Source organism: Microcystis sp. M049S2 (assembly GCF_020245625.1).
GTDB classification, from domain to species: Bacteria; Cyanobacteriota; Cyanobacteriia; order Cyanobacteriales; family Microcystaceae; genus Microcystis; species Microcystis ichthyoblabe_A.
Genome location: NZ_JADBUN010000264.1, coordinates 20832 through 45360 on the forward strand (window position 1 = coordinate 20832; position 24529 = coordinate 45360).

General features: G+C 43.2%; 31 protein-coding genes. 18 read left to right on the top strand and 13 right to left on the bottom strand.

Going from position 1 to position 24529, the window contains the following annotated elements:
- Positions 1-12: 12 nt before the first annotated feature.
- From IM496_RS20410 to arsS, 3 genes are all read left to right on the top strand, one after another.
- Complete coding sequence (locus tag IM496_RS20410; protein WP_194014719.1) at positions 13-633, top strand: GNAT family N-acetyltransferase; 621 nt, start codon at positions 13-15, stop codon at positions 631-633.
- A gap of 296 nt (positions 634-929) precedes the next feature.
- Positions 930-2342: an LCP family protein gene (locus tag IM496_RS20415; RefSeq protein WP_287663083.1), complete on the top strand. Its 1413-nt coding sequence runs from the start codon at positions 930-932 to the stop codon at positions 2340-2342.
- Positions 2343-2457: 115 nt separating this feature from the next.
- Positions 2458-3435 carry an arsenosugar biosynthesis radical SAM (seleno)protein ArsS gene (gene arsS, locus IM496_RS20420; RefSeq protein WP_287663084.1) on the top strand — a complete coding sequence of 326 codons (978 nt, stop codon included), beginning with the start codon at positions 2458-2460 and terminating at the stop codon, positions 3433-3435.
- A gap of 38 nt (positions 3436-3473) precedes the next feature.
- Here the strand turns inward: arsS and IM496_RS20425 are convergent, their stop codons facing one another.
- Positions 3474-3746: a DUF3143 domain-containing protein gene (locus IM496_RS20425; RefSeq protein WP_052275248.1), complete on the bottom strand. Its 273-nt coding sequence runs from the start codon at positions 3744-3746 to the stop codon at positions 3474-3476.
- Between the two features lie 5 nt (positions 3747-3751).
- Positions 3752-4246 carry a J domain-containing protein gene (locus IM496_RS20430; RefSeq protein WP_194014927.1) on the bottom strand — a complete coding sequence of 165 codons (495 nt, stop codon included), beginning with the start codon at positions 4244-4246 and terminating at the stop codon, positions 3752-3754.
- 445 nt (positions 4247-4691) lie between these two features.
- Here IM496_RS20430 and IM496_RS20435 point away from each other — a divergent pair, with 445 nt between their 5' ends.
- The 6 genes from IM496_RS20435 (at position 4692) to IM496_RS20460 (ending at position 8826) form a co-directional block, all read left to right on the top strand.
- Positions 4692-5255: a thylakoid membrane photosystem I accumulation factor gene (locus IM496_RS20435; RefSeq protein ID WP_194014924.1), complete on the top strand. Its 564-nt coding sequence runs from the start codon at positions 4692-4694 to the stop codon at positions 5253-5255.
- 271 nt (positions 5256-5526) lie between these two features.
- Positions 5527-7089: an iron uptake porin gene (locus IM496_RS20440; RefSeq protein WP_194014923.1), complete on the top strand. Its 1563-nt coding sequence runs from the start codon at positions 5527-5529 to the stop codon at positions 7087-7089.
- 310 nt (positions 7090-7399) lie between these two features.
- On the top strand, positions 7400-7606 hold the full coding sequence (locus tag IM496_RS20445; protein ID WP_002763776.1) for a hypothetical protein: 207 nt from the start codon (positions 7400-7402) through the stop codon (positions 7604-7606).
- Positions 7596-8006, top strand: coding sequence for a putative toxin-antitoxin system toxin component, PIN family (locus tag IM496_RS20450; protein ID WP_194014921.1), 411 nt, complete (start codon positions 7596-7598; stop codon positions 8004-8006). Before IM496_RS20445 ends, IM496_RS20450 begins: the two co-directional genes overlap by 11 nt.
- A gap of 129 nt (positions 8007-8135) precedes the next feature.
- Positions 8136-8474 (top strand): UPF0175 family protein, encoded by a 339-nt coding sequence (locus tag IM496_RS20455; protein WP_353737650.1) that lies wholly within the window; start codon positions 8136-8138, stop codon positions 8472-8474.
- Complete coding sequence (locus tag IM496_RS20460; protein WP_194014917.1) at positions 8467-8826, top strand: type II toxin-antitoxin system RelE/ParE family toxin; 360 nt, start codon at positions 8467-8469, stop codon at positions 8824-8826. The genes IM496_RS20455 and IM496_RS20460 overlap by 8 nt, the downstream gene beginning before the upstream one ends.
- Positions 8827-8945: 119 nt before the next feature.
- Here IM496_RS20460 and IM496_RS20465 read toward each other — a convergent pair whose 3' ends face one another.
- Both IM496_RS20465 and IM496_RS20470 read right to left on the bottom strand, forming a co-directional pair.
- Entirely contained in the window at positions 8946-9185 is a 240-nt protein-coding gene (locus tag IM496_RS20465) for a hypothetical protein (protein ID WP_002751846.1), read from the bottom strand.
- A 2-nt stretch (positions 9186-9187) separates the two neighbouring features.
- Positions 9188-9424, bottom strand: coding sequence for a hypothetical protein (locus IM496_RS20470; protein WP_004161776.1), 237 nt, complete (start codon positions 9422-9424; stop codon positions 9188-9190).
- A 350-nt stretch (positions 9425-9774) separates the two neighbouring features.
- Between IM496_RS20470 and IM496_RS20475 the strand changes: the two genes are divergently transcribed.
- Together IM496_RS20475 and IM496_RS20480 are read left to right on the top strand one after the other, a co-directional pair.
- On the top strand, positions 9775-10020 hold the full coding sequence (locus tag IM496_RS20475) for a UPF0175 family protein (RefSeq protein ID WP_002748168.1): 246 nt from the start codon (positions 9775-9777) through the stop codon (positions 10018-10020).
- Positions 10017-10526, top strand: coding sequence for a PIN domain-containing protein (locus IM496_RS20480; RefSeq protein ID WP_287663087.1), 510 nt, complete (start codon positions 10017-10019; stop codon positions 10524-10526). Before IM496_RS20475 ends, IM496_RS20480 begins: the two co-directional genes overlap by 4 nt.
- A gap of 129 nt (positions 10527-10655) precedes the next feature.
- Here IM496_RS20480 and IM496_RS20490 read toward each other — a convergent pair whose 3' ends face one another.
- From IM496_RS20490 to IM496_RS20500, 3 genes are all read right to left on the bottom strand, one after another.
- Entirely contained in the window at positions 10656-11009 is a 354-nt protein-coding gene (locus IM496_RS20490; RefSeq protein ID WP_194014912.1) for an immunity protein CdiI family protein, read from the bottom strand.
- Positions 11010-11014: 5 nt separating this feature from the next.
- Complete coding sequence (locus IM496_RS20495; RefSeq protein ID WP_287663089.1) at positions 11015-11431, bottom strand: hypothetical protein; 417 nt, start codon at positions 11429-11431, stop codon at positions 11015-11017.
- Positions 11432-11546: 115 nt separating this feature from the next.
- Positions 11547-12386 carry a PEP-CTERM sorting domain-containing protein gene (locus IM496_RS20500; protein WP_287663091.1) on the bottom strand — a complete coding sequence of 280 codons (840 nt, stop codon included), beginning with the start codon at positions 12384-12386 and terminating at the stop codon, positions 11547-11549.
- 176 nt (positions 12387-12562) lie between these two features.
- On the opposite strand from IM496_RS20500, the gene IM496_RS20505 reads away from it, so the two are divergent.
- Together IM496_RS20505 and IM496_RS20510 are read left to right on the top strand one after the other, a co-directional pair.
- Positions 12563-12847, top strand: coding sequence for a type II toxin-antitoxin system Phd/YefM family antitoxin (locus IM496_RS20505; protein WP_012264090.1), 285 nt, complete (start codon positions 12563-12565; stop codon positions 12845-12847).
- A complete protein-coding gene (locus IM496_RS20510) occupies positions 12837-13160 on the top strand; it encodes a Txe/YoeB family addiction module toxin (protein ID WP_079207250.1) in 324 nt (107 codons plus the stop codon). Before IM496_RS20505 ends, IM496_RS20510 begins: the two co-directional genes overlap by 11 nt.
- A 162-nt stretch (positions 13161-13322) precedes the next feature.
- On the opposite strand, the gene asnS is transcribed toward IM496_RS20510, so the two are convergent.
- Complete coding sequence (gene asnS / locus IM496_RS20515; protein ID WP_287663092.1) at positions 13323-14687, bottom strand: asparagine--tRNA ligase; 1365 nt, start codon at positions 14685-14687, stop codon at positions 13323-13325.
- 81 nt (positions 14688-14768) lie between these two features.
- Here asnS and IM496_RS20520 point away from each other — a divergent pair, with 81 nt between their 5' ends.
- Complete coding sequence (locus IM496_RS20520; protein WP_002759086.1) at positions 14769-15164, top strand: NINE protein; 396 nt, start codon at positions 14769-14771, stop codon at positions 15162-15164.
- A complete protein-coding gene (locus IM496_RS20525; RefSeq protein ID WP_287663093.1) occupies positions 15164-15694 on the top strand; it encodes a ComEA family DNA-binding protein in 531 nt (176 codons plus the stop codon). The genes IM496_RS20520 and IM496_RS20525 overlap by 1 nt, the downstream gene beginning before the upstream one ends.
- Before the next feature lie 173 nt (positions 15695-15867).
- Here IM496_RS20525 and gyrA read toward each other — a convergent pair whose 3' ends face one another.
- The 3 genes from gyrA to IM496_RS20540 form a co-directional block, all read right to left on the bottom strand.
- The gene (gene gyrA, locus IM496_RS20530; protein ID WP_287663094.1) at positions 15868-18420 is read right to left on the bottom strand and encodes a DNA gyrase subunit A; all 2553 of its coding nucleotides are present in this window, start codon (positions 18418-18420) and stop codon (positions 15868-15870) included.
- 206 nt (positions 18421-18626) lie between these two features.
- On the bottom strand, positions 18627-19211 hold the full coding sequence (locus tag IM496_RS20535; protein WP_002777835.1) for a DUF4276 family protein: 585 nt from the start codon (positions 19209-19211) through the stop codon (positions 18627-18629).
- Entirely contained in the window at positions 19204-20418 is a 1215-nt protein-coding gene (locus IM496_RS20540; RefSeq protein ID WP_287663095.1) for an AAA family ATPase, read from the bottom strand. Before IM496_RS20540 ends, IM496_RS20535 begins: the two co-directional genes overlap by 8 nt.
- Positions 20419-20704: 286 nt before the next feature.
- On the opposite strand from IM496_RS20540, the gene IM496_RS20545 reads away from it, so the two are divergent.
- Together IM496_RS20545 and IM496_RS20550 are read left to right on the top strand one after the other, a co-directional pair.
- Entirely contained in the window at positions 20705-21229 is a 525-nt protein-coding gene (locus IM496_RS20545) for a hypothetical protein (protein ID WP_287663096.1), read from the top strand.
- Positions 21230-21232: 3 nt separating this feature from the next.
- Positions 21233-22045: an urease accessory protein UreD gene (locus tag IM496_RS20550; RefSeq protein WP_194017256.1), complete on the top strand. Its 813-nt coding sequence runs from the start codon at positions 21233-21235 to the stop codon at positions 22043-22045.
- Between the two features lie 21 nt (positions 22046-22066).
- Here IM496_RS20550 and ispE read toward each other — a convergent pair whose 3' ends face one another.
- Together ispE and rsmA are read right to left on the bottom strand one after the other, a co-directional pair.
- Entirely contained in the window at positions 22067-23008 is a 942-nt protein-coding gene (gene ispE, locus IM496_RS20555) for a 4-(cytidine 5'-diphospho)-2-C-methyl-D-erythritol kinase (protein ID WP_194017258.1), read from the bottom strand.
- Positions 23009-23025: 17 nt separating this feature from the next.
- Complete coding sequence (gene rsmA, locus IM496_RS20560) at positions 23026-23832, bottom strand: 16S rRNA (adenine(1518)-N(6)/adenine(1519)-N(6))-dimethyltransferase RsmA (RefSeq protein ID WP_194017260.1); 807 nt, start codon at positions 23830-23832, stop codon at positions 23026-23028.
- Between the two features lie 124 nt (positions 23833-23956).
- Here rsmA and crcB point away from each other — a divergent pair, with 124 nt between their 5' ends.
- Positions 23957-24346: a fluoride efflux transporter CrcB gene (gene crcB, locus IM496_RS20565; RefSeq protein ID WP_194017262.1), complete on the top strand. Its 390-nt coding sequence runs from the start codon at positions 23957-23959 to the stop codon at positions 24344-24346.
- Positions 24347-24529: the final 183 nt, after the last annotated feature.

Sequence of the window (24529 nt, forward strand, 5' to 3'; positions counted from 1 at the left end):
CTCCCGACTCCTGTGATTAAAGTGGACTCCTGTTTTATCTCATACCTATTGTCTCATCCCTCCGACTCGGAAGCGACCGGTGACACTGCCGCCATTACCGTCGAGGTGCGTTTGGCCCAAAGCCAAGATCTCAAAAGCTTGGCGGAGATTCTCGCCGATAGTTTTCTCCCCACGGCCAATTATTGGTCTTTTCTGCGTCCTATCTTTAAATTAGGCATTTACGAGGACTTACGGGGACGATTGCGCGGTGATACCCCTTACTATCACTGTCTGGTAGTCAGTCAAACCAGCGTCACTGCTACGGGTTCTCAGGAAATTATTGTCGCTACGGCGGAAATCAGCTTAAAATCCAGTTCTTTTTTGGCTGTTCCCATTCCTTATATTTCTAATTTAGCCGTTAGTCCCGATCGCCGGCGTGCCGGTCTGGCCCGGAGATTGCTGCTCAAGTGTGAACAGATCGCTAGAGAATGGGGTTTTGAGGAACTTTCCCTCCATGTTCTCGATAATAACCTAGCGGCCCGGTCACTGTACTTAAGTAGCGGTTATCGTCTGCAAAAAACCGACGGTTGGTTGGTCAATTGGTTATTTAATCGACCACAAAAGTTATTTCTGCACAAAAAAATCAGCCAATGAGGAGATAGGAGACAGGAGTCAGGAGATTATTTTTATTTATTCTCCCCACTTCCCCACACCCCACACCCCACACCCTACACCCCACTCCCCACACCCCACCAGCAAACCCTAGTATAGATATTTCTGCAAAATTGCGATGCAGAACAACGATAAGGAAAAATTCTGCTATATTATCTGCTAACTCTCTAAAAAACCCAATTAGTTTAATAATCTTTTCCGGGTATCTGAGAAAACAAATAGTTGATCTCTTTAAATATGGTTTTAGGGAGATAATTAGTGACTGTGTGAGGCAATTTGTGGTTAATAAGACAAAATCAAGACTTAAAAGCGGAAAATCAGGGAAATTAGCAGCTAAACCTGTGAAAAAGCGGCGATTGTCCAGTAAATGGTTCCTGACAGCCCTAGGCTTAACTGGCTGCGCCCTAGTTTCCGCTACGGCGGGGGCTATGTTGGCTGTGTCTCTCTCCTCCACACCTTTGCGACAAGCTGCCCTTAGTCCCGAAGAAGCCGCCGCTTTTAACAATCAGCAGGCCATATCCTATGAAAATCTGCAACTTCCCGCCCTCAACCGTCCCGTTAATATTCTGGTGGTGGGTGCGAAAGTGTTGACATCCGATGTCAAGGAGGCACAAACCCCAGATTTGGGTTATCATGCCCCGGTTAATTCCTTGGAGGGTTTAACCGATACCATGCTGTTACTGCGTTTTGACCCCCAAAGACAGAAGTTAACCATGCTTTCCATCCCCCGGGATACCCGCACCGATATCGAGGGTTACGGGGAGAAAAAAATCAATCAAGCTAACGCCCTTGGGGGACCTGCTTTAACGGCGGAAACGGTTAGTCATCTTTTAGAGGGAGTCGCTATCGATCGCTATGTTCGCATTAATGTGCAGGGTGTGGAAAAATTAATTGATGCTTTGGGGGGAGTGACGATATATGTTCCCAAAGACATGAAGTACCAAGATTTTAGTCAACACCTCTACATTGACCTGAAAAAAGGGGAACAACACCTCAACGGCGAGAAATTCCTCCAGTTTGCCCGTTTTCGTTACGATGCTAAAGGCGATATCGGTCGTATCCAACGACAACAGCAATTAATGCGGTCTTTAGTGGAACAAACCCTAAAACCAGCAACTTTATTGAAAATTCCCGATATTATCGAGGTTATCCGCACCCATATCGATACTAATCTCAGTTTAGAGGAGTTACTCGCCCTAGCCGGTTTTGCCTCCAAAACTCAACGCGCTGATGTGCAAATGCTACTGCTACCAGGAGACTTTAATGGTGATGGTCGGCAAGGGATCAGTTATTGGTTGCCCAATCAAAGTAAAATTCAAGAGCTAGTGGCTCAACATTTTAACCACGGCTCTTTTATGGCTGACATTGAGGAAACCACGCAACCGACTCGCATAGCTGTGGAAGATAGCATCGATAATCCAGAAGCGGTGCAAACTCTAGTCAGATATCTGCACTCATTGGGTTATGAAAATGTTTTTGTCTCTAAGTCTTCATCGCCAATTCTAGAAACTACCAGAATTATTGCTCAAAAAGGGGATGATTCCCTGGCTGCTGCCCTGCATAATAGCCTTGGTGTCGGGGAAGTTTTGGTGGAAAGTACAGGGAATCTCGCTTCTGATGTGACGATTAAAATTGGTCAAGATTGGCAAGAAAAATCAGCTAATCTTTCTGATCTATCCCCTGGCAACTAAGAGAAAAATCAACTTTATCTGAGTTAGGAGTTACCCATTGACAAAAAACTCATCCATTATCAGTTATCATTGATTAATGATTGGTCACTGATTACTGATTACTTTTTACTCTCCCATGACTCCTTTTGTCGAGACACTGAAAACTCCTTTAACTAAGCAAAAAATCTCGGTTCTGCAAATTAATTTAGGGAAAAGATGTAACCTTGCTTGTAGCCATTGTCATGTGGAAGCTAGTCCAGTTCGCTCCGAAGAAATGACTCCAGAAGTGTGCGAACAAATTATCGAACTGATCGAAAGATTTCCCCAAATCAAAACCGTCGATATGACCGGTGGCGCTCCCGAAATGCTCTACGGTTTTAAACCAATTGTGGAAACCTCTAGAAAAGCAGGAAAAGAGGTAATTGTGCGCTCGAATTTAACTATTTATTTCGAGAAAGGATTTACTGATATTCCTGAATATTGCGCTGCCCATCAGCTGCGGGTGGTGGCTTCTTTACCCTGTTATCTTGCCGATAATGTGGATAAAATGCGCGGTCTGGGAGTCTATGATCGATCGATTGCTGCTTTACAATGGTTAAACCGTCTCGGTTACGCTCAAGAGCCGAATTTGATGGTCGATTTAGTCTATAATCCCCAGATTCCTAAGTCAGAGAATTTTTCTCTTACACCGGATCAGGTATCCCTAACACGGGATTACAAAAAGTTCTTGCAAGAACATTTTAATATTTCTTTTAACAATCTGTTGACTATCACTAACCTACCCATTGGAAGGACGCGCTTCCATCTGGAACACCAGCAACTCTATCAACCCTATCTTCAATTCCTCGAAGACCATTTTAATGGCGATACTGTCGAATATTTGATGTGTCGTAATCAGCTTTCGATCGATTATTTGGGTAATATCTATGACTGCGATTTTAATCAGATGGAGGCTCTTGCTGCTTGCACCAGTCAAGGCCGAAAATTAACCCTGCTAGATTTATTACAAGCGGGTAGTTTAGATGTAATTGCAGAGGTACAAACCGCTTCCTATTGCTACGGTTGCACTGCCGGCAGCGGTTCCAGTTGTGGGGGAGCTTTGACTTCAAACTGAACAAGTGTACTGGAAATAGTCAAAAGTTTGGCCGATGATTAGGGACCAGAAAAAACCGCCGATTCGATATCTTGGCGACTAAGGGAGTATTTAAAAGCGCGATTGATGTCACTGCCGTCATTGGCTGCCCGAAGGTAACGAACGGTGATTTCTTCGATATCGAGGCAGATTTCCGCTTTCCATGTCGGTTTTTCCACAGTCCAACAGTGGACATTCTCGGTATTTTTCCGACAACCTAACTTAACTAGCCATGCTTCGATCGCCGGTAAGGGATGATTATAGAGGGGAGTATCAGCAGTGGGAATCTTCATCGCATCTAAATCAAAAATAATTGGGCTACAGTGACAGCATTCTCTCCTCGAAGCATAGCAATAATCACCGCCAGTAACAAGCAGCCGAGCAGGGTGAGTGCCAAGATAAACAAAGCAAAAATCTCTCCCGAAGATAGGGGGCGATCAGTCGGATCGAGATAGGCGCTACGATTAGCTATGGGTTCATCGCCATCGGGGATGGTTTGGATGACATTCCAGCGCGAGTAACCTATCTGTAAATCATACAGGGAACGGCGATCGGGATTACTCAGGGTGGCATAAGCTTCGTTAAGACGCTGGAATTGAACCGTTGCCACTTCGGGGCTGAGTTCGGTAGTATCGGGGTGGTATCGTTTACTCAGTTCCCGATAGGCGCGTCGTACTTCGATCACCGAGGCACTCGGATGTAGTCCTAAAATGGCATAATAGGTATTGGCAAAGCGCGAGTTAGCGGCAATGACTCGCGAGGTGGTTTGGGAATTATCGCGCTCGAAGGTCACAAGATTTTTTACACTAAAAATTGGGTTTAAAGCCTCGCCCTTTTAGGGCGACTTTATGTGATGTATGATATTAAGAATAGCGGGCCGGGTAAGCAACCGCTCAAAAAACCCAGTCATCGCAGGATGAACGCACCTTGAAAACTAGAGTTATGGGGTTCTATAGGGGAATGCTCCTATAGGTAAAAGCTCTAAGCGTCAAGTACCAGAGAAACCAATTATTTTAGAGGTTTTGAACTGTATCGTAGGGCATACGAAAACAGGCTTCTGTAAGGGAGCGAAAGTCTGAGGAGAGAACCACCTCTGGGTGGGATTTCGCCAGGAATCTAATTCAAGTGGACTCGTTGAGCCAGAAATTCTCAGCAGTGATGCGAGAAGAATCCACGTCCGTTTACGGCGTGGGGTATGTCAAACTAAAAATTGTCTTAATATTCTAACCCTGTTGATCATGAAATCTCGTTATCGGCTGCGTCTTCAGATCTTTCTTGTCTTTCTCATTGTTGCTCTGACGAGTTTCTCTCCTTGGCTAACCCCTAGCGCCTATGCGGGGATCGATGACGATCGCCTTGATGGTAATATTTTTGTGGTCTATGCGGGTAATGGTTCCCTAGTACCACCGCGTTTAAATTTAGCAGAAACTTTTCAACGGAAAATTCCAGCTATTATTGTCTATTATCTGGATGATAGTAGTGATTGTAAGCGATTTGCGGCGATTGTCTCCCGTTTTCAAGAGTTTTACGGTCGCGCCGCCAGTATTATCCCCGTTAGTGTCGATTCTATCCCCTTAAAGTCTTCCTATCGTGCCGATGAACCGGGTTACTATTATCGCGGTGGGGTTCCCCAAACGGTGGTTTTAGACCAACAGGGTAAAGTCGTTTATGATGGTTTGGGCAATGTTAAATATGAAGATGTGGATGATGTCTTAAGAAAGGTTTTTGATCTTTTACCTCGATCGCAATCGGTAGAGTTAAAACGACGCTCTTTTAACGAGTTTAACGCTGAATTGCGCTAGTTACCTCCTTTTTTATCCTCAATTGAACCAAAAATAATCATTTAGAGATGCTGTCAGCAGCGTCTCTATCTTGTTTGTAGGAACAATAAAATTATTTACTTATTGCTTTTATTATCATTTAAGATTTATTTTAACCAATAAATGCTGGGCAATTCAGATTTTATCTGAAATAGCACTTGAAAAATATTCGCAATAGTGCCAGACTGGAAAAAGTTTGCTAACCTGATTATACTGAGAACAATAATCATTCTTATAGGTGTGAGAGACAGCAATGAAAATCAAGCAAAATTTCCTAACAGCAGCGATATTACTGGGTTTTTCTAGTCCGGTACTGGCTAATAGTCTCGAAAACCTCTCTAGTAACCCCATGGCACAGGTAACAAGTGTCAATCAATTGCGGGATGTTTCTCCCACCGCCTGGGCGTTTGAGGCCTTAAGAAGTCTCGTGGAGAGGTATGGTTGTATAGTAGGTTATCCTGACCGCACTTTTCGCGGTGAACGCGCTTTAACTCGTTGGGAATTTGCCGCCGGGTTGAATGCTTGCTTAAATACCCTAGAAAGATTGATTCAGGAAGGAGTAGCGGTATTAAAAGAAGATCTAGACAGAATTAAGCGATTAGTCAGCGAATTCGAGACAGAATTAGCGGCATTAGGGGCAAGGGTTGATAACTTAGAAAATCGAGTCGCTTTTCTGGAAAATAATCAATTTTCCACCACTACTAAATTAACTGGGGAAGTGGTGATGGCATTATATGGGGTAGCCACAGGAGAAAAAAACGGTGGTGAAGGGATTCCCCAAGTGCCAGCTTTTGGTTATCGGGCCCGTTTAGAATTAAATACTAGCTTCACAGGCAAAGATTTACTCTATACCCGTCTAGCAACGGGAAATATTGCCGATTTAGCCGATACCACCGGAACTTTTGAAAGTACCTTAGCTTTTACCCAACCGGACGGCAATGATTTATTGCTAGAAGTTTTAAACTACAGTTTCCCCCTAACGGAAAATATCCACCTCTGGTTAGAAGCGACGGGAGGTGCTAAAGATGACTTTACCAATACCCTCAACTTTTTGGATGGAGATGGCGCTAGTGGGGCGCTTTCCGCTTTTGGTACCCGCAATCCCCTTTATTTTGCTCCCGGACAAACTGGACTCGGTTTACAGGGTAATTATGGGGCTTTGCAATTCAGCGCCGGTTATCTTGCTGGGGATGCTAACGATCCTAACCCGGGTGCGGGTTTATTTAACGGTTCCTATACTGCCCTAGGGCAGCTGGGTTATGTTCCAAACGATAATTTTGGCATTGCTTTATCCTACTTTCATGGTTATAACCAATTAGATACGGGAACGGGAAGTCAGCGCTCGAATTTCCGATTTTTCACCGAAGAACTATTCGGGGAGGCTGTCCCGACCATTAATAATAGTTTGGGTTTACAATTTACTTGGCGAATTGTCGATGGTTTTGTCCTCGGTGGTTGGGGGGGTTACACAAAAGCTGTCACCCTTAGCACCTTAGATGGACAACTAGAACGCGGGGATTTAGATATCTGGAATTGGGCGGTAACTTTGGCTTTTCCTGATTTATTTAAGGAAGGAAATACGGCGGGTATTATTGTTGGTATGCAGCCCTGGGTGTCTAGTTCTAGTATTCGATTAAATGATGGTAGTTCCACTAATGATCCCGATACTTCCTTTCATATCGAAGGATTTTATGAGTGGAAACTCACCGATAATATTGCCCTGACTCCGGGGGTAATCGTGATTACTTCTCCTAACTCAAATAATAACAATTCCACCTTAGTTATCGGTACTATCCGCACGACTTTTACTTTCTGATTTATCTAGGCAGCTGGTCAGAAATAAAGATAAAGTATGACGGGATTTGACATCATTTCTCGACGGCCTGCTGCTGTTCCTGCATCTCGCACTCTCAACTAACTGAATTAAGGGGGCATTTATGGTATTTTTAGAGACAATTTAGCCTAATTTTGTAGGTTACTTTTTCGGTGGATTTAGAGGGTTTTAGTTTACGCTTCAGGGTTGAAGTTGTGGCGAAGAGGTCGAGGACGATTTGAGTAACACTGTTAAATGTGATTAAATAAACTACAATGAAAGTTGAAGATACACCTAGTTACCTAGTTAAGCCATGAAACAAGTTCTCAAAAATATTAAGGTATCGGAGATTCCTACACTAATCGCTCAGTTAGGTCTTTCTCCTGAACAAGAAGTTAATCTGACGATTGAGGAAAATTCAGAAAGTCTTATCTCAATTATGGATAAAGTCGGTAAAAAGGCTCAAGCTAAAGGTTTGACAGAAGATAAACTAACAGAACTATTAGTAGATGAATCCTAATCGAGTTGTTATAGATACCAATGTTTTTATTAGTGCTTTACTCAATCCCCTAGGAACACCCAAAAAAGTAATCAATATAGCAGTCAGTCAATTTACTATTCTCCAGAGCGAGGCAACTTATCAAGAATTGGCAACGAGAATAAGTAAAAAGAAATTTGACAAATATTTAGAAAAAGATGATAGGTTAGATTTCTTGTCGTCTCTTAAAAATAGGAGCTTATTTGTTGATATATTGCATGAAACGAGAGTTTGTTCCGATTTAGATGATAATAAATTCTTAGAATTAGCCGTGTCTGGAATGGCACAATACATCATAACAGGCGATAACGATCTTTTAATTCTCAATACTTATCAAGGGATTCCAATTATCAATCCAGCAGAGTTTGTCGCCTTTTTCTAGTGTCACTGAGAATTTTTTGAGGGACGAATGCAAAAAAATACCCCCCTCAAGATTGAATGAAGGGGTATTTATGGTATTTTTAGAAGCAATTTAGCCTACTTGTGTCGTTTACTTTTTAATGGCGATACAATGAAGTTACCACCACTTAATGAAACCTCTATGAGCCTCATCCTTCCTACTGAACTTCTGCAAACAGTCCAAATGACTGAAGCTCAAATGCTCACGGAAATCGCTATCATGCTCTATCAGCAGCAACGTCTTCAATTTGAACAAGCAGCCGAACTAACGGGAATGGCGATCGATGATTTCTACCAATTGCTAGTATCGCGTAATATCCTCACTCCACCCACTGACCCCGACGACGAACCAAAAGAACTCATCCTCACCAGTCTTTGTATTTCTCTTCAGCAAGCTAAAGAGGGCCAAGTACATCCCATCTCTGAACTGTGGGATGGCATAGATGACTGAAAAAATTCCCCCCATTAAGCTTCTTTTCTCCGATCAATTCAAGGATCGACTTCGCATCCTCGCCAAACGCTATCGGAGCATTCGTACTGATATACAACCCCTAATTGATGACCTTCAGATAGGCAAATTCATCGGCGATAAAATACCAGGAATAGGCTACACTGTCTTTAAAGTTCGCCTCAAAAACAGTGATATTCAAAAGGGCAAAAGTAGCGGCTATCGTGTTATCTATCAACTTAAAGACAATAGTTGTGTTTTGATGATCCTCATCTATGCCAAATCTGACCAAACAGACATCACAGCGCAGCAAATTCAAGACATCATTAATAAGTTTGACAATTTTTATTTTTAGAAGTATTAATAGATGCCAAAAATAAACCCCCTCAAGATTGAATGAAGGGACATCGATGGTATTTTTAGAGGCAATTTAGCCTACTTTTGTGGTTTATTTTTCAGTGGATTTAGGGGGTTTTAGTTGGCAACTGATAATAAAGCTTCTTCTATTGGCTTTGGTAACTCAATAGCATGAAACCGATTCACAGAAAAAGCGTAATCTTCACCACTTTCATCAATAACCCGAATTAGACTGTTTATTTCTGCTGTCTCATCAGGGATAACGCGGTATATTTTGCCAACTTCTAGTGAAGCTTCGTAGCCTTCATTATTGAGACAAACTGCGAACTTATTTGTTGGAGATGACTCTATTTTCATGGTCAATCGAGAAAGGGTAACTTGAGCTTAAATTCTTTTTTGCCGATGCCATGAGCTTCATACCAATGGACTTCAGCTAACCTTACTATACCATTGGGAAGCTGAACTTGGGCTATGCCCTTTAATTTTCTCCATTTACCTTTGCCATACTGTTTTTGCAACCGTTCCCGATTACGAATTCCTGTTCCTGTGGCAATAATCTCGATATTCGTGATATCGCTGATAATCTCAAAGTCCACGATCGAGCAAGCAATCTTAAAGAGTGGCCTTTCATTATAGCATCTATTGCCAAAAAAGAGATATAAAAAAACAAACCCCCCTCAAGATTGATTGAAGGAGTATTGATGGTATTTTTAGAGGCAATTTAGCCTACTTTTGTGGTTTCTTTTTCAGTGGATTGGGAGGGTTTTAGTTGGCAACTGATAATAAAGCCTCTTCTATTGGCTTTGGTAACTCAATAGCATAAAACCGATTCTTAATGTGTAAAATGTGTAAGGGGAAGAGACGCAAAAAATAAACCCCCTCAACTGACTAAATGAAGGGGGTTATGATATCATTCCAATAGGAAGGGATAGATAGGGTTATAGCCATGAGTATTGATATCTCCGATGAAATTCTCAGTGCAACACGCATGACTGAAGCTGAGATGAGGCAGGAAATTGCGGTCATGCTCTTTCAAAAAGAGAAGCTCACCCTTGCTCAAGCGAGTCGATTTGCAGGAATGAATCGTATTGCTTTTCAACACCTACTTGCAAGTCGTCAAATTCCGGTACACTACGATGTCGAAGATTTTGAACAGGATATTAAGAACTTGCGGGAGATGGGAAGATTGTGATTGTTGTCAGTGATACATCCCCTATCAACAATCTTGCCGCCATTAATCAACTTCATCTGCTACAACAACTTTACCAAATAGTTTTTATTCCTGAAGCAGTTTATCGAGAATTAACTGAGCCTGATTTTCTGGTAGCAGGTTCAATAGAAGTCCAAACCTTAGATTGGATTCAAACTCGAACGGTAACTAACCGCACGGTGATTAAAGCTCTTGCAGATGAACTAGATAAGGGAGAAGCTGAGGCTATTGCTTTAGCACTTGAGTTGGGAGCAGATCAAGTTTTGATTGATGAGCGTCGTGGTCGTAGAATTGCTGCTAGACTTAATCTTCGATACACAGGAATTCTGGGCATTTTAGTTGAGGCGAAGAATCGAGGGTTAATCTCTGAGGTGAAACCCTTGCTAGACGCTTTGATCAATCAAGCAGGATTTTGGGTGGCTGCACCTTTATACAGCAGTGTTTTACAGATTGTTGATGAAGAAAAAAATAAACCCCCTCAAGATTGATTGAAGGGGCATTTATGGTATTTTTAGAAGCAATTTAGCCTACTTTTGTGGTTTCTTTTTCTGATGGTTTGGATGGTTTTAGTTTGCGCTTAAGGGTTGAAGCTGCGCTAGAGCCGAAGGTGATGATACTCAAACTGTTATTTTTTGTACTGTAGATTTTTTGGTTATTTCCTTAGGATGTCTGAACAATTGACCTTCATTTTGGTAGAAAACTTCATAATCCGGGGCCAGTTCAAGACGTAACTGTTTCCATAAACTAATTCCTTCTTGTTTAAAATCCATTTCAGCTTGCTGATTAGGAAAATCTGATAAAGGTGGATAGTCTTGATTTAAAGTCTTATCGTAAGTATCCTGCCATGCGTTTAAACGCTGAATAGTTGCTTGACTTAATGGCAATTCTTCAGGAGCAATGTTATCAATTTCATCTACTCCCCAAATTGGGTAACTTCCATAATCTGCCCACAGTTTGATTCTGATTGCCATAACTATCATTCCTGAATAAGTTTGTTAATTAATCGAGTTGGAGTTGGATTAGCACTCACTAAGTAACCATTATGACTAATTTCTAGAGAAACATACTGAATAATTCCATTGATTTCTACTTGATAAATTATGCGACTTTTTCCTTGTATGCCAATAATTTTTCCCTCACTAATAGCTGTTACAATTAAATCGGGAATTTGTTCTTCAGTAATACCTCTCTGGAGAAAATCTTCTCGATGATTTTCTAGAATATGCAGCAATCCAGAACCTTTGTCACCTGCTTTTCCAGTTTCTAGAAAAACAATTTTCCCGCTAGGATCTTGAGTAATTATGATAATATTTTCTGGGGTATGTTTGATTGCTGCTTTTTTAAGTTCAGCAATCAGGAGTTTTTTCTGATCGTTGTTCGGATTCGAGCTCATTGCCGATTATAGCTCAAGATTGCGTAAGTTGATCTAGTTTACTCATCCCTCAATTATACAATAAAACCCCCTCAAGATTGAATGAAGGGGCATTGATGGTATTTTTAGAGACAATTTAGCCTACTTTTGTGGTTTCTTTTTCTGATGGTTTGGATGATTTTATTTGGCGCTTGAGGGTTGCACCAGCGCCGAGGGTGCCGAGGGCTGCAAGACCAATAATAGAACTGGGTTCAGGAACATTAACACTGATACGTGCGCCGAAGATAGTACCGCTATACGCGCCGCCAGCATCTCTTTGGTAAACATAAAGCCAGTTTAGTCCTGGGTTTAACAAACCCTCAATTCCAGATTGGGAAGCAGAATATTCTGGAAAACGACCCGCACCGCTGAAACTACTACTAAGAGGAGTACCGTTAATATATACTCCAATGGGGTTGGGATCAGGAAATCCTGGAATAAATTCTCCCAAAATATCATCTACTGCCCAATACATCTCGATCGCAGCGTTGTTGATGGTTGGTTCAGGTATGGTAAAAGGATAGGCATACAGCACCGAAGCTGCTGGAGAACCATAAAAAGTCGGTGACGGGCCGACCTCCCAGTTAATCCATCGCGCATTGGGAGCGCTTGGGAGAGAAGGAATCCAAGGAGGGGGAGCAAAGGGAAAATCTGCAACTACCTTGGCAGAACCGCATATATCGAGGCCGGAACAACCTATCCCTTGCGCTTTGAGAAAATCAGCGGCGGTGAAGGGAGGCGACAGTGGACTTACAGGTACTCCCAATGTCCAGTAGGTAATGTTGGTATCTGTTTGACTTGGTGTTCCGGGATTTCCACTCACTTGGCCACTGTTTAGAACTATTGTAGAAGCTTGAACTTGATTTGGTAAAACTGCCGTTACTAGGGTAGCGATGGCGAAGATCCCCAAGAAACTATGGGTAAATTTGCTATTCATCAAACAACTCTCCAATTCGGTTTATATAATTCTGGTTCTAATTTCCTGCCCACAGCTGTATGCTCAGCTAAAATTTATAAATCTTTATATTCTCCTCCCTTCAGATTTTGGGGTTTTTGGGGAGTTCAAGAGCTTGAAATTGTACAATAAGGTTGTACAAATCTCCCCTAAAAATCATGTTAAGCAAAGAAACCACCTACTCTCAAGCGAGGATGAATTTAGCCAGTATCTTGGATCAGGTGTGTGACGAATCTCAAATTATCGTCATTAAGCGTCGCAATCAGAAAAATGTGGCGTTAATTGCTGAAGATGAGCTTTCCAGTTTATTAGAGTGTGTTTATTTATTGCGATCGCCAGAAAATGCCCAGCGCTTATTTCGCTCTTTAGCATGGACCCAGACAGAAGATGCAACTCCTCAAACATTAGCTGAATTGAAAGAGGAGTTAGGAATTGAGTCCTAAAAGAGAAAATAAGCCAGATAAACCTCAAAACAATCCTATTCATGGTTATTTGCCCGTTTTTAGTCCTGATTTCAAAGCAGATTTAGCTTGGTGGTATCGGAACGAACCGAAAAAAGGCGATAAAATTTTAGACTTAGTGGCAGATATTTTGGATGGCGATCCGTTTACAGGATTGGGTAAACCCGAACCTCTTAAGTATATTGCTGCCGACACTTGGTCACGACGGATCGATTTAGAGCATCGTTTGGTTTATAAAGTCACAGGAAATAAGGTTTATTTTTTACAAGCTCGCTATCATTATCAATCAGGCTAAACTCAGACAAACCCATTAAGAACTGTTACAGGAGAAAGGGGACAAAGAACGTAGAGGGGGACAGTGAAACAACAAACATTTTCTACTCCAAGTCTGTAGCCTAAGCTACAATTTAATAAATATTTACATTCCTCCTTTCTCCTGTCGATCCTAGACATCAACCTAAAAGTCGGCACTTAAAGGGGTACGGGGGAAAGGAATCACATCGCGAATATTGGTCATTCCCGTCATGAATTGTACCAGACGCTCGAATCCTAAACCAAAACCGGCGTGGGGAACGGAACCGTAGCGACGCATATCCAAATACCACCACAAATCATCGGGATTCATTCCCTGTTCCTGCATTCTTTGGATTAATACATCTAATCGTTCTTCCCGTTGGGAACCGCCGATAATTTCGCCGATCTTGGGGGCTAAAATATCCATAGCGGAAACAGTTTTATTATTGTCATCTAGACGCATATAAAAAGCTTTGATCGTCTTGGGATAATTGGTGACAATCACGGGTTTTTTAAATAGTTCCTCCGCTAGATAACGTTCGTGTTCTGACTGTAAATCTACGCCCCATTCTACCGGAAACTCGAACTGACGATCGGCTTTTTCTAATAACTCGATCGCTTCGCTGTAGGTAATCCGGCCAAACTCACTATTAACGATATTCTCGGCCGTACTTAACACCGTTTTATCGATACGTTCGTTAAAAAACTGCAAATCTTCGGGACAATTTTCTAAAACGAATTTAAAGATATATTTGAGAAAAGCTTCCGCTAAATCCTGATCTCCTTCCAAGTCACAAAAAGCCATTTCCGGTTCCACCATCCAAAACTCGGCCAGATGACGGGAAGTATTAGAATTTTCGGCGCGAAAAGTCGGGCCAAAAGTGTAAACATTAGATAGGGCCATGGCCATTACTTCCGCTTGTAATTGTCCACTGACGGTTAAATAGGCCCGTTTACCAAAGAAATCCTCGGCAAAATTGGCGGGTTTTTTTAAATCTAAACTGGTGACAGTAAATAATTCTCCCGCACCTTCGCAGTCGTTAGCGGTAATAATGGGAGTATGTACCCAAATAAAGCCCTTTTCTTGGAAAAAACTGTGGATAGCGGTGGCGCAAGCGTTTCTAACCCGCATTACTGCCCCTAGGGTGTTGGTTCTTGCTCGCAGATGGGCAATAGTTCTTAGGAATTCAAAGGAATGACGTTTCTTTTGTAGGGGATAATCCGGGGGACAGTCACCATAAAGGGTGATTTCGGCCGCTTTTAACTCGATATTTTGCCCTTTACCCGGGGAAGGAACCAAATTTCCCGAAACAGCGATCGATGCTCCCGTACTAATTGCTTTTAGTACATTTTCATAATCGGGTAAAGTCGGTTCGAGGATAACTTGTAAGTTGGCCAGGGATGAGCCATCATTAACTTCCAGGAAAGTAAATTCTTTTAATTCTCGTTTTGTTCTCACCCAACCCTGCACGGTGACGGATTGATCCGGTTGTCCTGTCTGAAAGATTTCCTTGATTCTGCTAGTCATCGCGTATCCCTATGTTAGAACCAAAGAGTATTTTAGGATAGAAAGTCCAGATCAGGCTAAAATCAATCTCGAACAGGTGTCATGCTTCTGGTGGAAAAATTATTAAGTAAGCCCAAAAGCCGTAAATTAGCGATTTTTTTGGCTTTTATCGGCAGCATTCTCGCTTTACCCTTTCCTATCGCTGGTATTCATAAATTCTATCTCGGTCAACCTCTCTGGGGAATTATTTATCTTCTCCTCTGGCAAACTCCGATTCCCCGGGTGGCTTGCGCGATCGATGCAGTGTGGTATTTAATCCAAGATAACCAATTTTTGGCTAACTATTTTCCCACTGCCACCGCTGCTGCCACTGTACCCAGTTTAGAGCCTAAACAAGTAGAGGCGATCGGGGCAGCTTTAAGGGAATTAGAGCGCCTCCGGCAAGAAGGATTAATTTCTGAGTACGAATTTGAAGAAAAACGGCGACAATTACTATAATGACACCCCAAAACTGGTTAGGGCGCACTTTTAACCCTTTAAAAGCCAAAATTAGCAATGATCCCTATTATCGCTTTCGTTCCCTCGATGAGATCGCTATGGCGGCACAATTGGGCATTAAAATTAATGTCAGTCAAGCGGGTGTGGATGATTGGCTGCGATTGCCGGGGATATCCATCCATCAAGCGCGGATGTTGGTGGAATTGTCGGGTATGGGGGTAGAATTGCTTTGTCTTGAAGATCTAGCGGCTGCTTTGAGTGTTCCTGTGGCTAGATTGAAAGCTTGGGAACCGATTCTAGAATTTGCCTATTATAGTCGGGAAAGTCACCTCGCACCCCCTAAAATCAATCCTAACACCGCTTCGATCGAGCAGTTAACTACCCTGCCCCTAATCAGCGATAATTTGGCAGCTGCCATTGTTAAAAATAGAGAAGAACAGGGATTATTTAAGAATATTGTGGATTTTAAAGGGCGTTTATCCCTAGACGCTCAGGAAATCTCCCAATTAATGCACTTTTTCCAGTTTTAATCCCAAATCCTCAGAACAGGAGACAGGAGATAGGAGGCAGGTTTTAGGTGTTGGGGGTTGGGGTTTTGGGGTTTTGGGGTTTTGGGGTTTTAGTTCAATTTCCCCACTTCCCCACTTCCCCACTTTCCCATTTCCCCACTTCCCCACACCCCACACCCCACTTCCCAGTAAATCTAAATGTCTTCAGATTCCTCCGCATCACTAGGGGGAACTAGGGCTACCGCAGCGATCGCATCGTCCTCATCGAGTTTTTGTACCCGGATACCTCCGGCCGATCGCGATTGGGGAGTAATAGCATCGACGGATTGACGGATAATAATACCCCGTTCGGTGATAATCATAAATTCCTCGTGGGGGTTAACAACGTGCAGAGCCGCTAATTTATCGTTCTTTTTGCGGAATTTAATCACTCTGACTCCTAATCCCGCCCGATTTTGCAACCGGAGGAGGGTAACGGGAACCCGTTTTCCCAGTCCTGCCATGGTAATCGCTAACACCCAGGGGCCATTATTAGCCACTTCGGGGTTAATTTCTTCGCTTTCGTCCTCGGTTTCTTCTTCGTTAGATTCAGCGATTTGGGCGACAATTTGACTAGGAAGGATGTCCATACTAATTAATTCGTCACCTGAGCGCAATTTCATCGATTTTACGCCTTTAGTTGCCCTTCCCAAGGAGCGCAATTGTTGACTATCGGCCTTAAAATGAATGGCCATCCCCTGACGAGAACCGATAATGACGCTGTCTTCCTCTTTGGCCAAGCGAACCCAACGCAGTTGATCACCGTCTTCGAGAGAAATGGCGATTAAACCGTTCGATCGAATATTACTAAAGGCAGCGAGGGCGGTTTTCTTGATAAATCCCTTTTGTGTGAGCATAATCAGGTAATTATCTTCGCTGAACTCGCTGACTGCCACCACCGAGGTAATTTTCTCCCCTTTGGGAATCTCTAACAGTTGCACGATGGGAACGCCGCGAGCGGTACGGGAACCGGTGGGGATATGATAGGCATTGAGACTATAGACAACCCCGCGATCGGTGAAAAAGAGAACGCTATCGTGATCGCGGCAGGTGATAAAGTGATCGATGCCGTCGTCTTCTTTCATTTTCGCCCCAGCTTTGCCCCTTGTTGCCCGATTTTGGGACTCAAAGGTATTAACGGGCATTCTTTTGATGTAACCCTGTTCGGTGACGAGAATTAAGGCCTGTTCGTTGGCAATCAGGTCAGTTTCGGCGATTTCTCCTTCCCGTTGTTCAATATGAGTGCGACGCGGGGTAGCGTGAATCGTTTTGATCTGTTGCAGTTCTTCCTCGATAATGCTGTCGATCCGTTCTTTTCTGGCTAAAATATCCTGAAGATCGCCGATTTTTGTCAGTAATTCCCCGTGTTCTTGCTGAATTTTCTCCGATTCTAGGGCGGTTAACCGTCGCAGCTGCATTTGTAGGATTGCGTCCGCTTGCACCTCTGAGAGGCCAAAATTCTGCACTAATCCCTCTTTTGCACTAGCTGTGTCGGCAGCACTGCGAATCAGGGCAATGACTGCATCGAGACTAGCGAGGGCAATTAGTAAACCCTGAAGGATATGATCCCTTTCCTCGGCCTTGCGGAGTTCATAACGGGTACGACGGGTGATCACTTCTACCCGAAAATCGAGGAAAACGCGGAGAAACTCCCTTAAAGTCAGTAATCTCGGTTCGTTATCGACTAATGCCAACATATTCGCCCCAAAATTCGACTGGAGGGGCGTTTGTTTATAAAGATTGTTGAGGACGACGCGAGGATAGGCATCTCGTTTCAGTTCGATCACTACCCGGATGCCGTCGCGATCGCTTTCGTCCCGCACATCGGAAATACCGTCTATTTTGCGATCATTGACCAAATCGGCGATTTTTTCGATTAATGCCGCTTTATTGGTTTGATAGGGCAGTTCGGTGATGATAATAGCATCTCGATCGGGTCTTCCCCTTTGTTCGATGGTTTCAAAGGAGGCGACTCCCCGCAGGGTAATGGAACCCCGGCCGGTGGTGTAAGCTTCCTGAATACCGTCTCTACCGAGGATATGCCCCCCGGTGGGAAAGTCCGGCCCCGGGATATAACGCTGTAATTCCGTATCGGTGAGATCGGGGTTATGGATGAGGGCAACGGTTCCATCGATAATCTCGGCCAGGTTGTGGGGGGGGATATTGGTGGCCATACCGACGGCGATGCCGGATGAGCCATTAATTAGCAGTTGCGGGACTCTAGAGGGCAAAACCACGGGTTCCTGTTGGGAACCATCGAAGTTATCGGCGAAATCGACGGTTTCTGACTCGATATCCTGTAGTAGGGCGTTGGTGGCCAGGGTGTGCAGACGACACTCGGTATAACGCATGGCTGCTGGGGGATCGTTATCGATCGATCCGAAGTTACCATGACCGTTAATCAGGGGATCGCGCATGGAGAAATCCTGGGCCATGCGGACGAGAGCATCGTAAACGGCAGTATCCCCGTGGGGATGGTATTTTCCTAATACTTCCCCGACGACTCTAGCGCATTTCCGGAAGGGGCGATCGGGGGTTAATCCTAGTTCGTACATCGCATAAAGAATGCGCCGGTGTACGGGTTTCAGTCCGTCCCTAGCGTCGGGCAAGGCGCGCCCAACGATGACGCTCATGGCGTATTCTAGGTAGGAACGGGACATTTCATTGCTTAAGTCTGTGGGGACGATATGATCCTGGGCGGCGGTCATAGGGGGGTTAACTCCAATAACAAGGCAAAAAAAGCGTTTTTGTGAGTAAATTCGCTAAAAATCGGGTTTTTACCCTTTTGATGTGCAAAATATGCCCATTTGTACGACTATTTTACCATAAAATCCCTCTTTTTTGGGGTTTAGAACAGTGTCAAGTTAGCAGTGATCGCAGGTTTCTTGGCTGGGATGGACGGGTTAATGGTTTGCTATCCTCTTGACAGAGATTGCAGAAAGTCGAGAAGATCTTTAAAAGAAGGACAACAAGTGGCACAAAGTTCTAAATTTAGCTTTTGGGCTAGTTCAAGATTCATGTTGGTACTATAACGGGGTTTTCTATTTTCACCGATTGACAATTTGATCAATTCTTCTTTCGGTTTGATAATTAGGTGAGGGTTTGGGTGAGCTTTTCCCTTGCCTCGTCCCACATATTTAACAACTTCTGGATCAGACCAAAACCAAGCCTCTAGTTCTTCTATTGGTATGCAGATATATTTCCTGATACCATTAATATTAGAACAGCTTAATTCTAAGTGATCTCGCAATTGTTTTTCATCGTTAAGAGAGTTATTCTTGGGATTACGATCTAAATCATGAACAATGATAAAAGCATCACATCCTTCCCTTGTCATCACTTTAAGTTTTGCTGACAGTTTTCTCTTTAATGTACTAGAGGATTTAGATGCCCAAGATTTTGTCCTAGTATTTGTCCCCAGCACGCGATGGATAATTTGACGAAACACATCGCAGTCCGTCTCATCTTCGGCAATTATGGCGATCAAGTTACTACTCATCGAGAATACCACTGTAAATCCAGTCTCCTAAATCTCCTTCTTCACAGAGGTACTCGACAACTTTTTCAATCTCTCCTTCTTCTAGTTTCCTAACACTTGTCCGTCCCTGGTTACGATAAACTAAGCTAATATTTTCTGGCTTTGTCCAAGCTACTACTTGTGGTGAATGAGTTGATATAATTAAATTTTCATCCCAAGTATAGGATTTAATTTCATTTAATAATTTTGCTAACATTGCGGGATGTATTTGTGTTTCTGGCTCCTCAATTATGGTTGTTGCATTAGGATAGTGAGCAATTATTTCGATAAGAATTGATAAAACTCGCAATGTGCCATCGGAGAGTAATCCAATATTGACTCCATCTAATAATACTGAAGCGATGTACTCTTCGTCTTTATCTTGGCCTGTCTGTCCAGAATGCTCACTCAAAACGAACTTCTGCACAGTGATTTTCTTGGCAAGTCTTATTCGTTGACAAACATTTTCTAGTTCATCAAAATCATCCGTACCCACCCAACGAAATATTCTCCGAGCTAGAGTATCTGCTAGATCAAATCGACTGGCAGAAATCTTCTTACTTGTCACCTTTAATAAGGAAGGCTGTCGTCTTGATGTGCGACGGATAGGAGCTTTGCCAAGAAGACGAATCCCTTTTAAAATAGCATAAACCCACTGCATTTCTGGAGGTAAATTTAGCGATGAATTTCCAGGTATATTTGACTGTCGCAGCGAGGTAGTATTGCCAAGAATAGCAAATATTGGCTCACCATTATTATTAAAGCTTGTTAGTCCAAATTCGGTTTTCCAGAGAAGTTCTTGATCTCCATCAATATACTGACAATAATCATTCCAAGAAAAGGAATTTTCCAAGGAATTATCGTTAGTGGTATCATCTATGTCTGTATCTAGATCGTCCATAGAAAAGGGGATGATTAGCTCATACCTGTATCCTAAGCGCCGGTTAGTCGGTGTTAGAATTTCAACCTGCAAAATTGAGGGAATGCTATCACTATCAATCATCCGAGAGCCGATCGATCTACCGATAGCACAGGATGAGATGGCTTCAAATCCTTCTAGGATAGCGGATTTCCCCGCACCGTTTCTCCCCACTAATACCCCAACTTGGTTAACTAGGGATAGGGAAACTGGACCACCTAGCACACCCCAACCATCGAGGGTAAAAGATAATAGTCTAGGCTGGTTCATATTAAAACAATTCTAGTTTTTGGGACCATACAGGGCTTTATTAGTTAATTATATCCAATCTATCTGATCTTCCCTCAGTTTTCTGGGCTGGTGGCTGGCGATCGCAGATGAAGACCACTTTTAGCAGTTTTTCCCTCGATAATTTAGGATAAAATAAAAATGCGATCGAGAGTTAATATCATAGCCCTATTGGCAGCTCAAGAATCGATGATAATTGAGATTAATGATCCCTTAACTCCAGCGAAGACTATTAACCTGATTTTCCCAGCCCAAAAATTCCCCCAAAATGCTTACTCCTCTCCTCTGGCAAAGTGCCAATCCCCACCCCGATAATCTGGAGAATTTCCAAATTATTAGCCAATGGTGGCAAGATTTAAATCTTAAGGAAGTCTTCTGGCAACAGCGTTTAATTCCCGATACTGGCTCTCTGGAAGATATTAATTGGGAGCAGCAAGGTTTTGATGAAAAATTTAGCATTCAAATGCCCCAAATTCGGGGGATTACCCTCTATTGGCATAAATCAACTTTTGCTGACGAAAGAAGCATGACACCTAAACAATTAATTTTAGATCGGGAACAGGAGCAATTAGACATTTATCCCCAATCCCAAGCTAGTTTAGTTATTCGGGTGACGAAACCCCATCTGGTTTATCAAAAATTCGAGCTAAAAAATCCTCTTCTGGTCGGCAAAAAAGCGGAAAGTGAATATATTTTACTGTTCAGGGATAAAGAACAGCAAATAGAAGTTAAAATTAATCTCAGTCCTGAAAATTATCGGCAATTTCTAGAAACCATGACTGAGGATCAATAAATAATGTGGCAGGGAAACCTAGAACTAATTTACACGCAAAAAAATCTCGCAACCCAGATTAATCACGTCTATGCTACCGCCCCTTTAAAAGTACAAAGACCTTTTTATCCCGAAGGAAAAAATCTTTGTCATACGGTGATTTTACACACGGCGGGGGGAATAGTTGGGGGTGATGTTCTTCAACAAAAAATTCATCTCCAATCCGCTACTAATGCCCTGATCACCACTGCTTCTGCTGGAAAAGTTTACCAGAGTAACGGTCAGATGGCTCAACAATTAATCGAGATTAAAATCGATGACAATGCCGGGTTAGAATGGCTACCCCAAGAAACAATTATCTTTAATGGTGCGGTATTTCGCCAACATTTACGAGTGGATTTAGGGGAAAATAGCAGTTGGTTGGGATGGGAAATTACCCGTTTTGGTCGCAGTGCGCGAGGCGAGAAATTTTTAGCGGGAGAATGGCACTCTAATTGGGAAATTTGGCGATCTGGACAACCTTTATGGCTCGATCGATCCTTCCTATTGGGTGGTAAAATGATCCAGGGATTTTCCGGTTTAAATGATAGCGCCCTGATCGGTACTTTAGTTTATATCGGTCAACCGGTGGGCAGAAATTTAATTGAGAAAGTGAGAGATTTTTCCCTAGAAGGAGAGATGGGAGTTACTAGCACTTTAGGAGATGGTCTTTTATGTCGTTATCGGGGTAATTCTAGCGGTGAAGTGCGACAATGGTTTCAGCAGGTTTGGCAAATTTTAAGGCGAGAAATGAGCGATCGAGAGGCAATTATTCCGCGAGTTTGGTTATCTTGGTAAAAGCGGTCAATTTGACTTTTTTCAAGTCACTTGAATGCCTGTATCGGTGATTGGGGCTATCCAAAATTGTAGATCGGGAGCGACGAGAATTTCCCGGGCCTCTTTAACGATAGTTTCCGCCACTTCCTGAGATGAACAGAGGGTAAAAACCGTCGGGCCGGATCCCGACATCATCGTTCCCAAGCCGCCTAAATCCCCTAGAACCTGTCTTAACTCGGCTACGAGGGTAAATTCGGGTAAAACCACCTTTTCGAGGTCATTATGGATAAATTTGCCGATAGCGGCCGGTTTTTTCTGGGCGATCGCTTGTACCAAAGCCCCGGAACTCACCTGCTGACGGCGGTGATGAAAGTCCTCTGGAGAAGACAGATAGGTATCTTGAAATTTTTGTCGATAGCTTTGGTAGGCCCAGGGTGTAGAAACGGATAAATGATCGTATTTGGCTAAAATCACCCATAATCCAGTGAGAGGAGCGATAGGATCGAGAATTTCTCCCCTTCCCGTACAGATAACCGTTCCTCCTGTCACACAAAAGGAAGTATCGGACCCCAATCTTGCCGCTAAAGTTTCTAATTCCGGACGGGTTAACCCTAATTCCCAGATTAAATCGATGCCGACTAACACCGCCGCCGCGTTGGTGGAACCCCCCGCTAAACCGGCAGCCACGGGAATATATTTCTCGATGGTGATATCGATACCGCCGTAATTGGCAAAGACGCGGGGGAATTCCTTCGCCATCAAAGTGGCGGCCTGATGGGCGAGATTACTGCTATCTTGGGGGACGAGGGGATGAGAGCAAAAGAGGCGGAATTCCTGCAATCCGTTGGGCCGGAGAGTGATGCGATCGCATAATCCCACCGTCTGCATCACCATCACTAACTCGTGGAAACCATCAGGGCGATCGCCAACGATTTCTAGATATAAATTAATTTTAGCGGGGGCTAGAACGGTATAACTGTGCATTTGTCAAGGAAAAAAATCTAAAATTTTGGCAATTGACCTAATTTTTCCGCCAAGTCAATCCATTGCGATAAACTGAGGTCTTCGGCGCGAGCGAGGGGATTAATCTCTAATTGTGTCAGGATTTGGCTTAATCGATCGCTATCTAGACAATTTTTTAGATTATTGCGTAACATTTTGCGCCGGTTGGCAAAACCCCAGCTAATTAAAGTGGATAAAAAGGCTGGATTGCTGACATTATTCGGCAAAACACGGGGTAAAAGCTGAATTACCGCCGAATCCACCTGGGGAGGTGGGGAAAAGGCCCGCCGGGGTACATCACAAATCCATTGACAATCGGCAAGGTATTGAATGCGGACGCTGAGAGCGCTGTAAGCTTTGGTAGAGGGGACAGCGACTAATCTTTCGGCGACTTCTTTCTGGACTAAGAGGGTAATACTCTGGTAAGGGGGGGTGAAGGGATGGGCGATCGAACCGAGCAGCTTTTCGAGAATCGGACCGGTGATATTATAGGGAATATTAGCCACTACTTTATTAACCGGCGGCAGTTGCTCCGGTTTAAGGGCAAGAAAGTCGCCCGGGATGAGATGAAAGTTATCTTGTTGGCCAAATTTTTTGTTTAAAATTGTCCATAGATCTCGATCGATTTCTACAGCGACAACCAATTGAGCGCCATCGAGAAGACGACGGGTTAAAATGCCTGTACCCGGTCCGATTTCTAATACCCGATCCTCGGATTGTAAATTAGCAGCGCCGATGATGCGATCGAGTATCGATTCATCTTTTAACCAATGTTGTCCAAAACGTTTACGCGGTTGAATTTTCATCCCTTTATTTTAAAGTCAGAGGGTTGTCCTCAACAATAACACCCCTGAAAATATGGGCCATGCGATCGATAACCGCATCAATTATCATAGAGCCTAGGCAAAGATAGCAAAAAAATTAGAGACAATGTCAGATTTGAACGATGTTTTCGCAATTGTAGCCGGAGCGGTTCCCGGGGCGTTATCTCGTTATCATATTACCGAATGGACAAAAGCAAAATTCGGCTTGCGCTTTCCCTATGGAACCTTTATTATTAATTTAACTGGCTGTCTAGCTATCGGCTTTTTTTGGGCTATTTTACCCAGTTTTACCTTTTATTCCCACCAACTAGATTTAATGGTTAGAACGGGATTTTTAGGAGCTTATACCACCTTTTCTACCTATAGTTTAGATATCTTGATTCTCTGGCGCAATCAGCAAAATTTTCTCAGTCTTTTTTTTGCCGTTGCTAGTATCATTTTCGGATTGATTGCCGTGAGAATCGGGGCAGCTATTGCCCAAGTTTTTCTAGGTTAAGTAGGTAGGCGTTAAAAACTATCAGATCCCCCCGCCTATCGGCACCCCCCTTATTAAGCTGTCCTTTAGTCACATCTTTCTTAACATTTCAAACCTTTGTAGCACAAGGCTTTCAAGACTCGGTTAACAATTTGTAATATTCCTTGTTGACACCCTTACTGACAAAGAAAAAACTGAAATCAA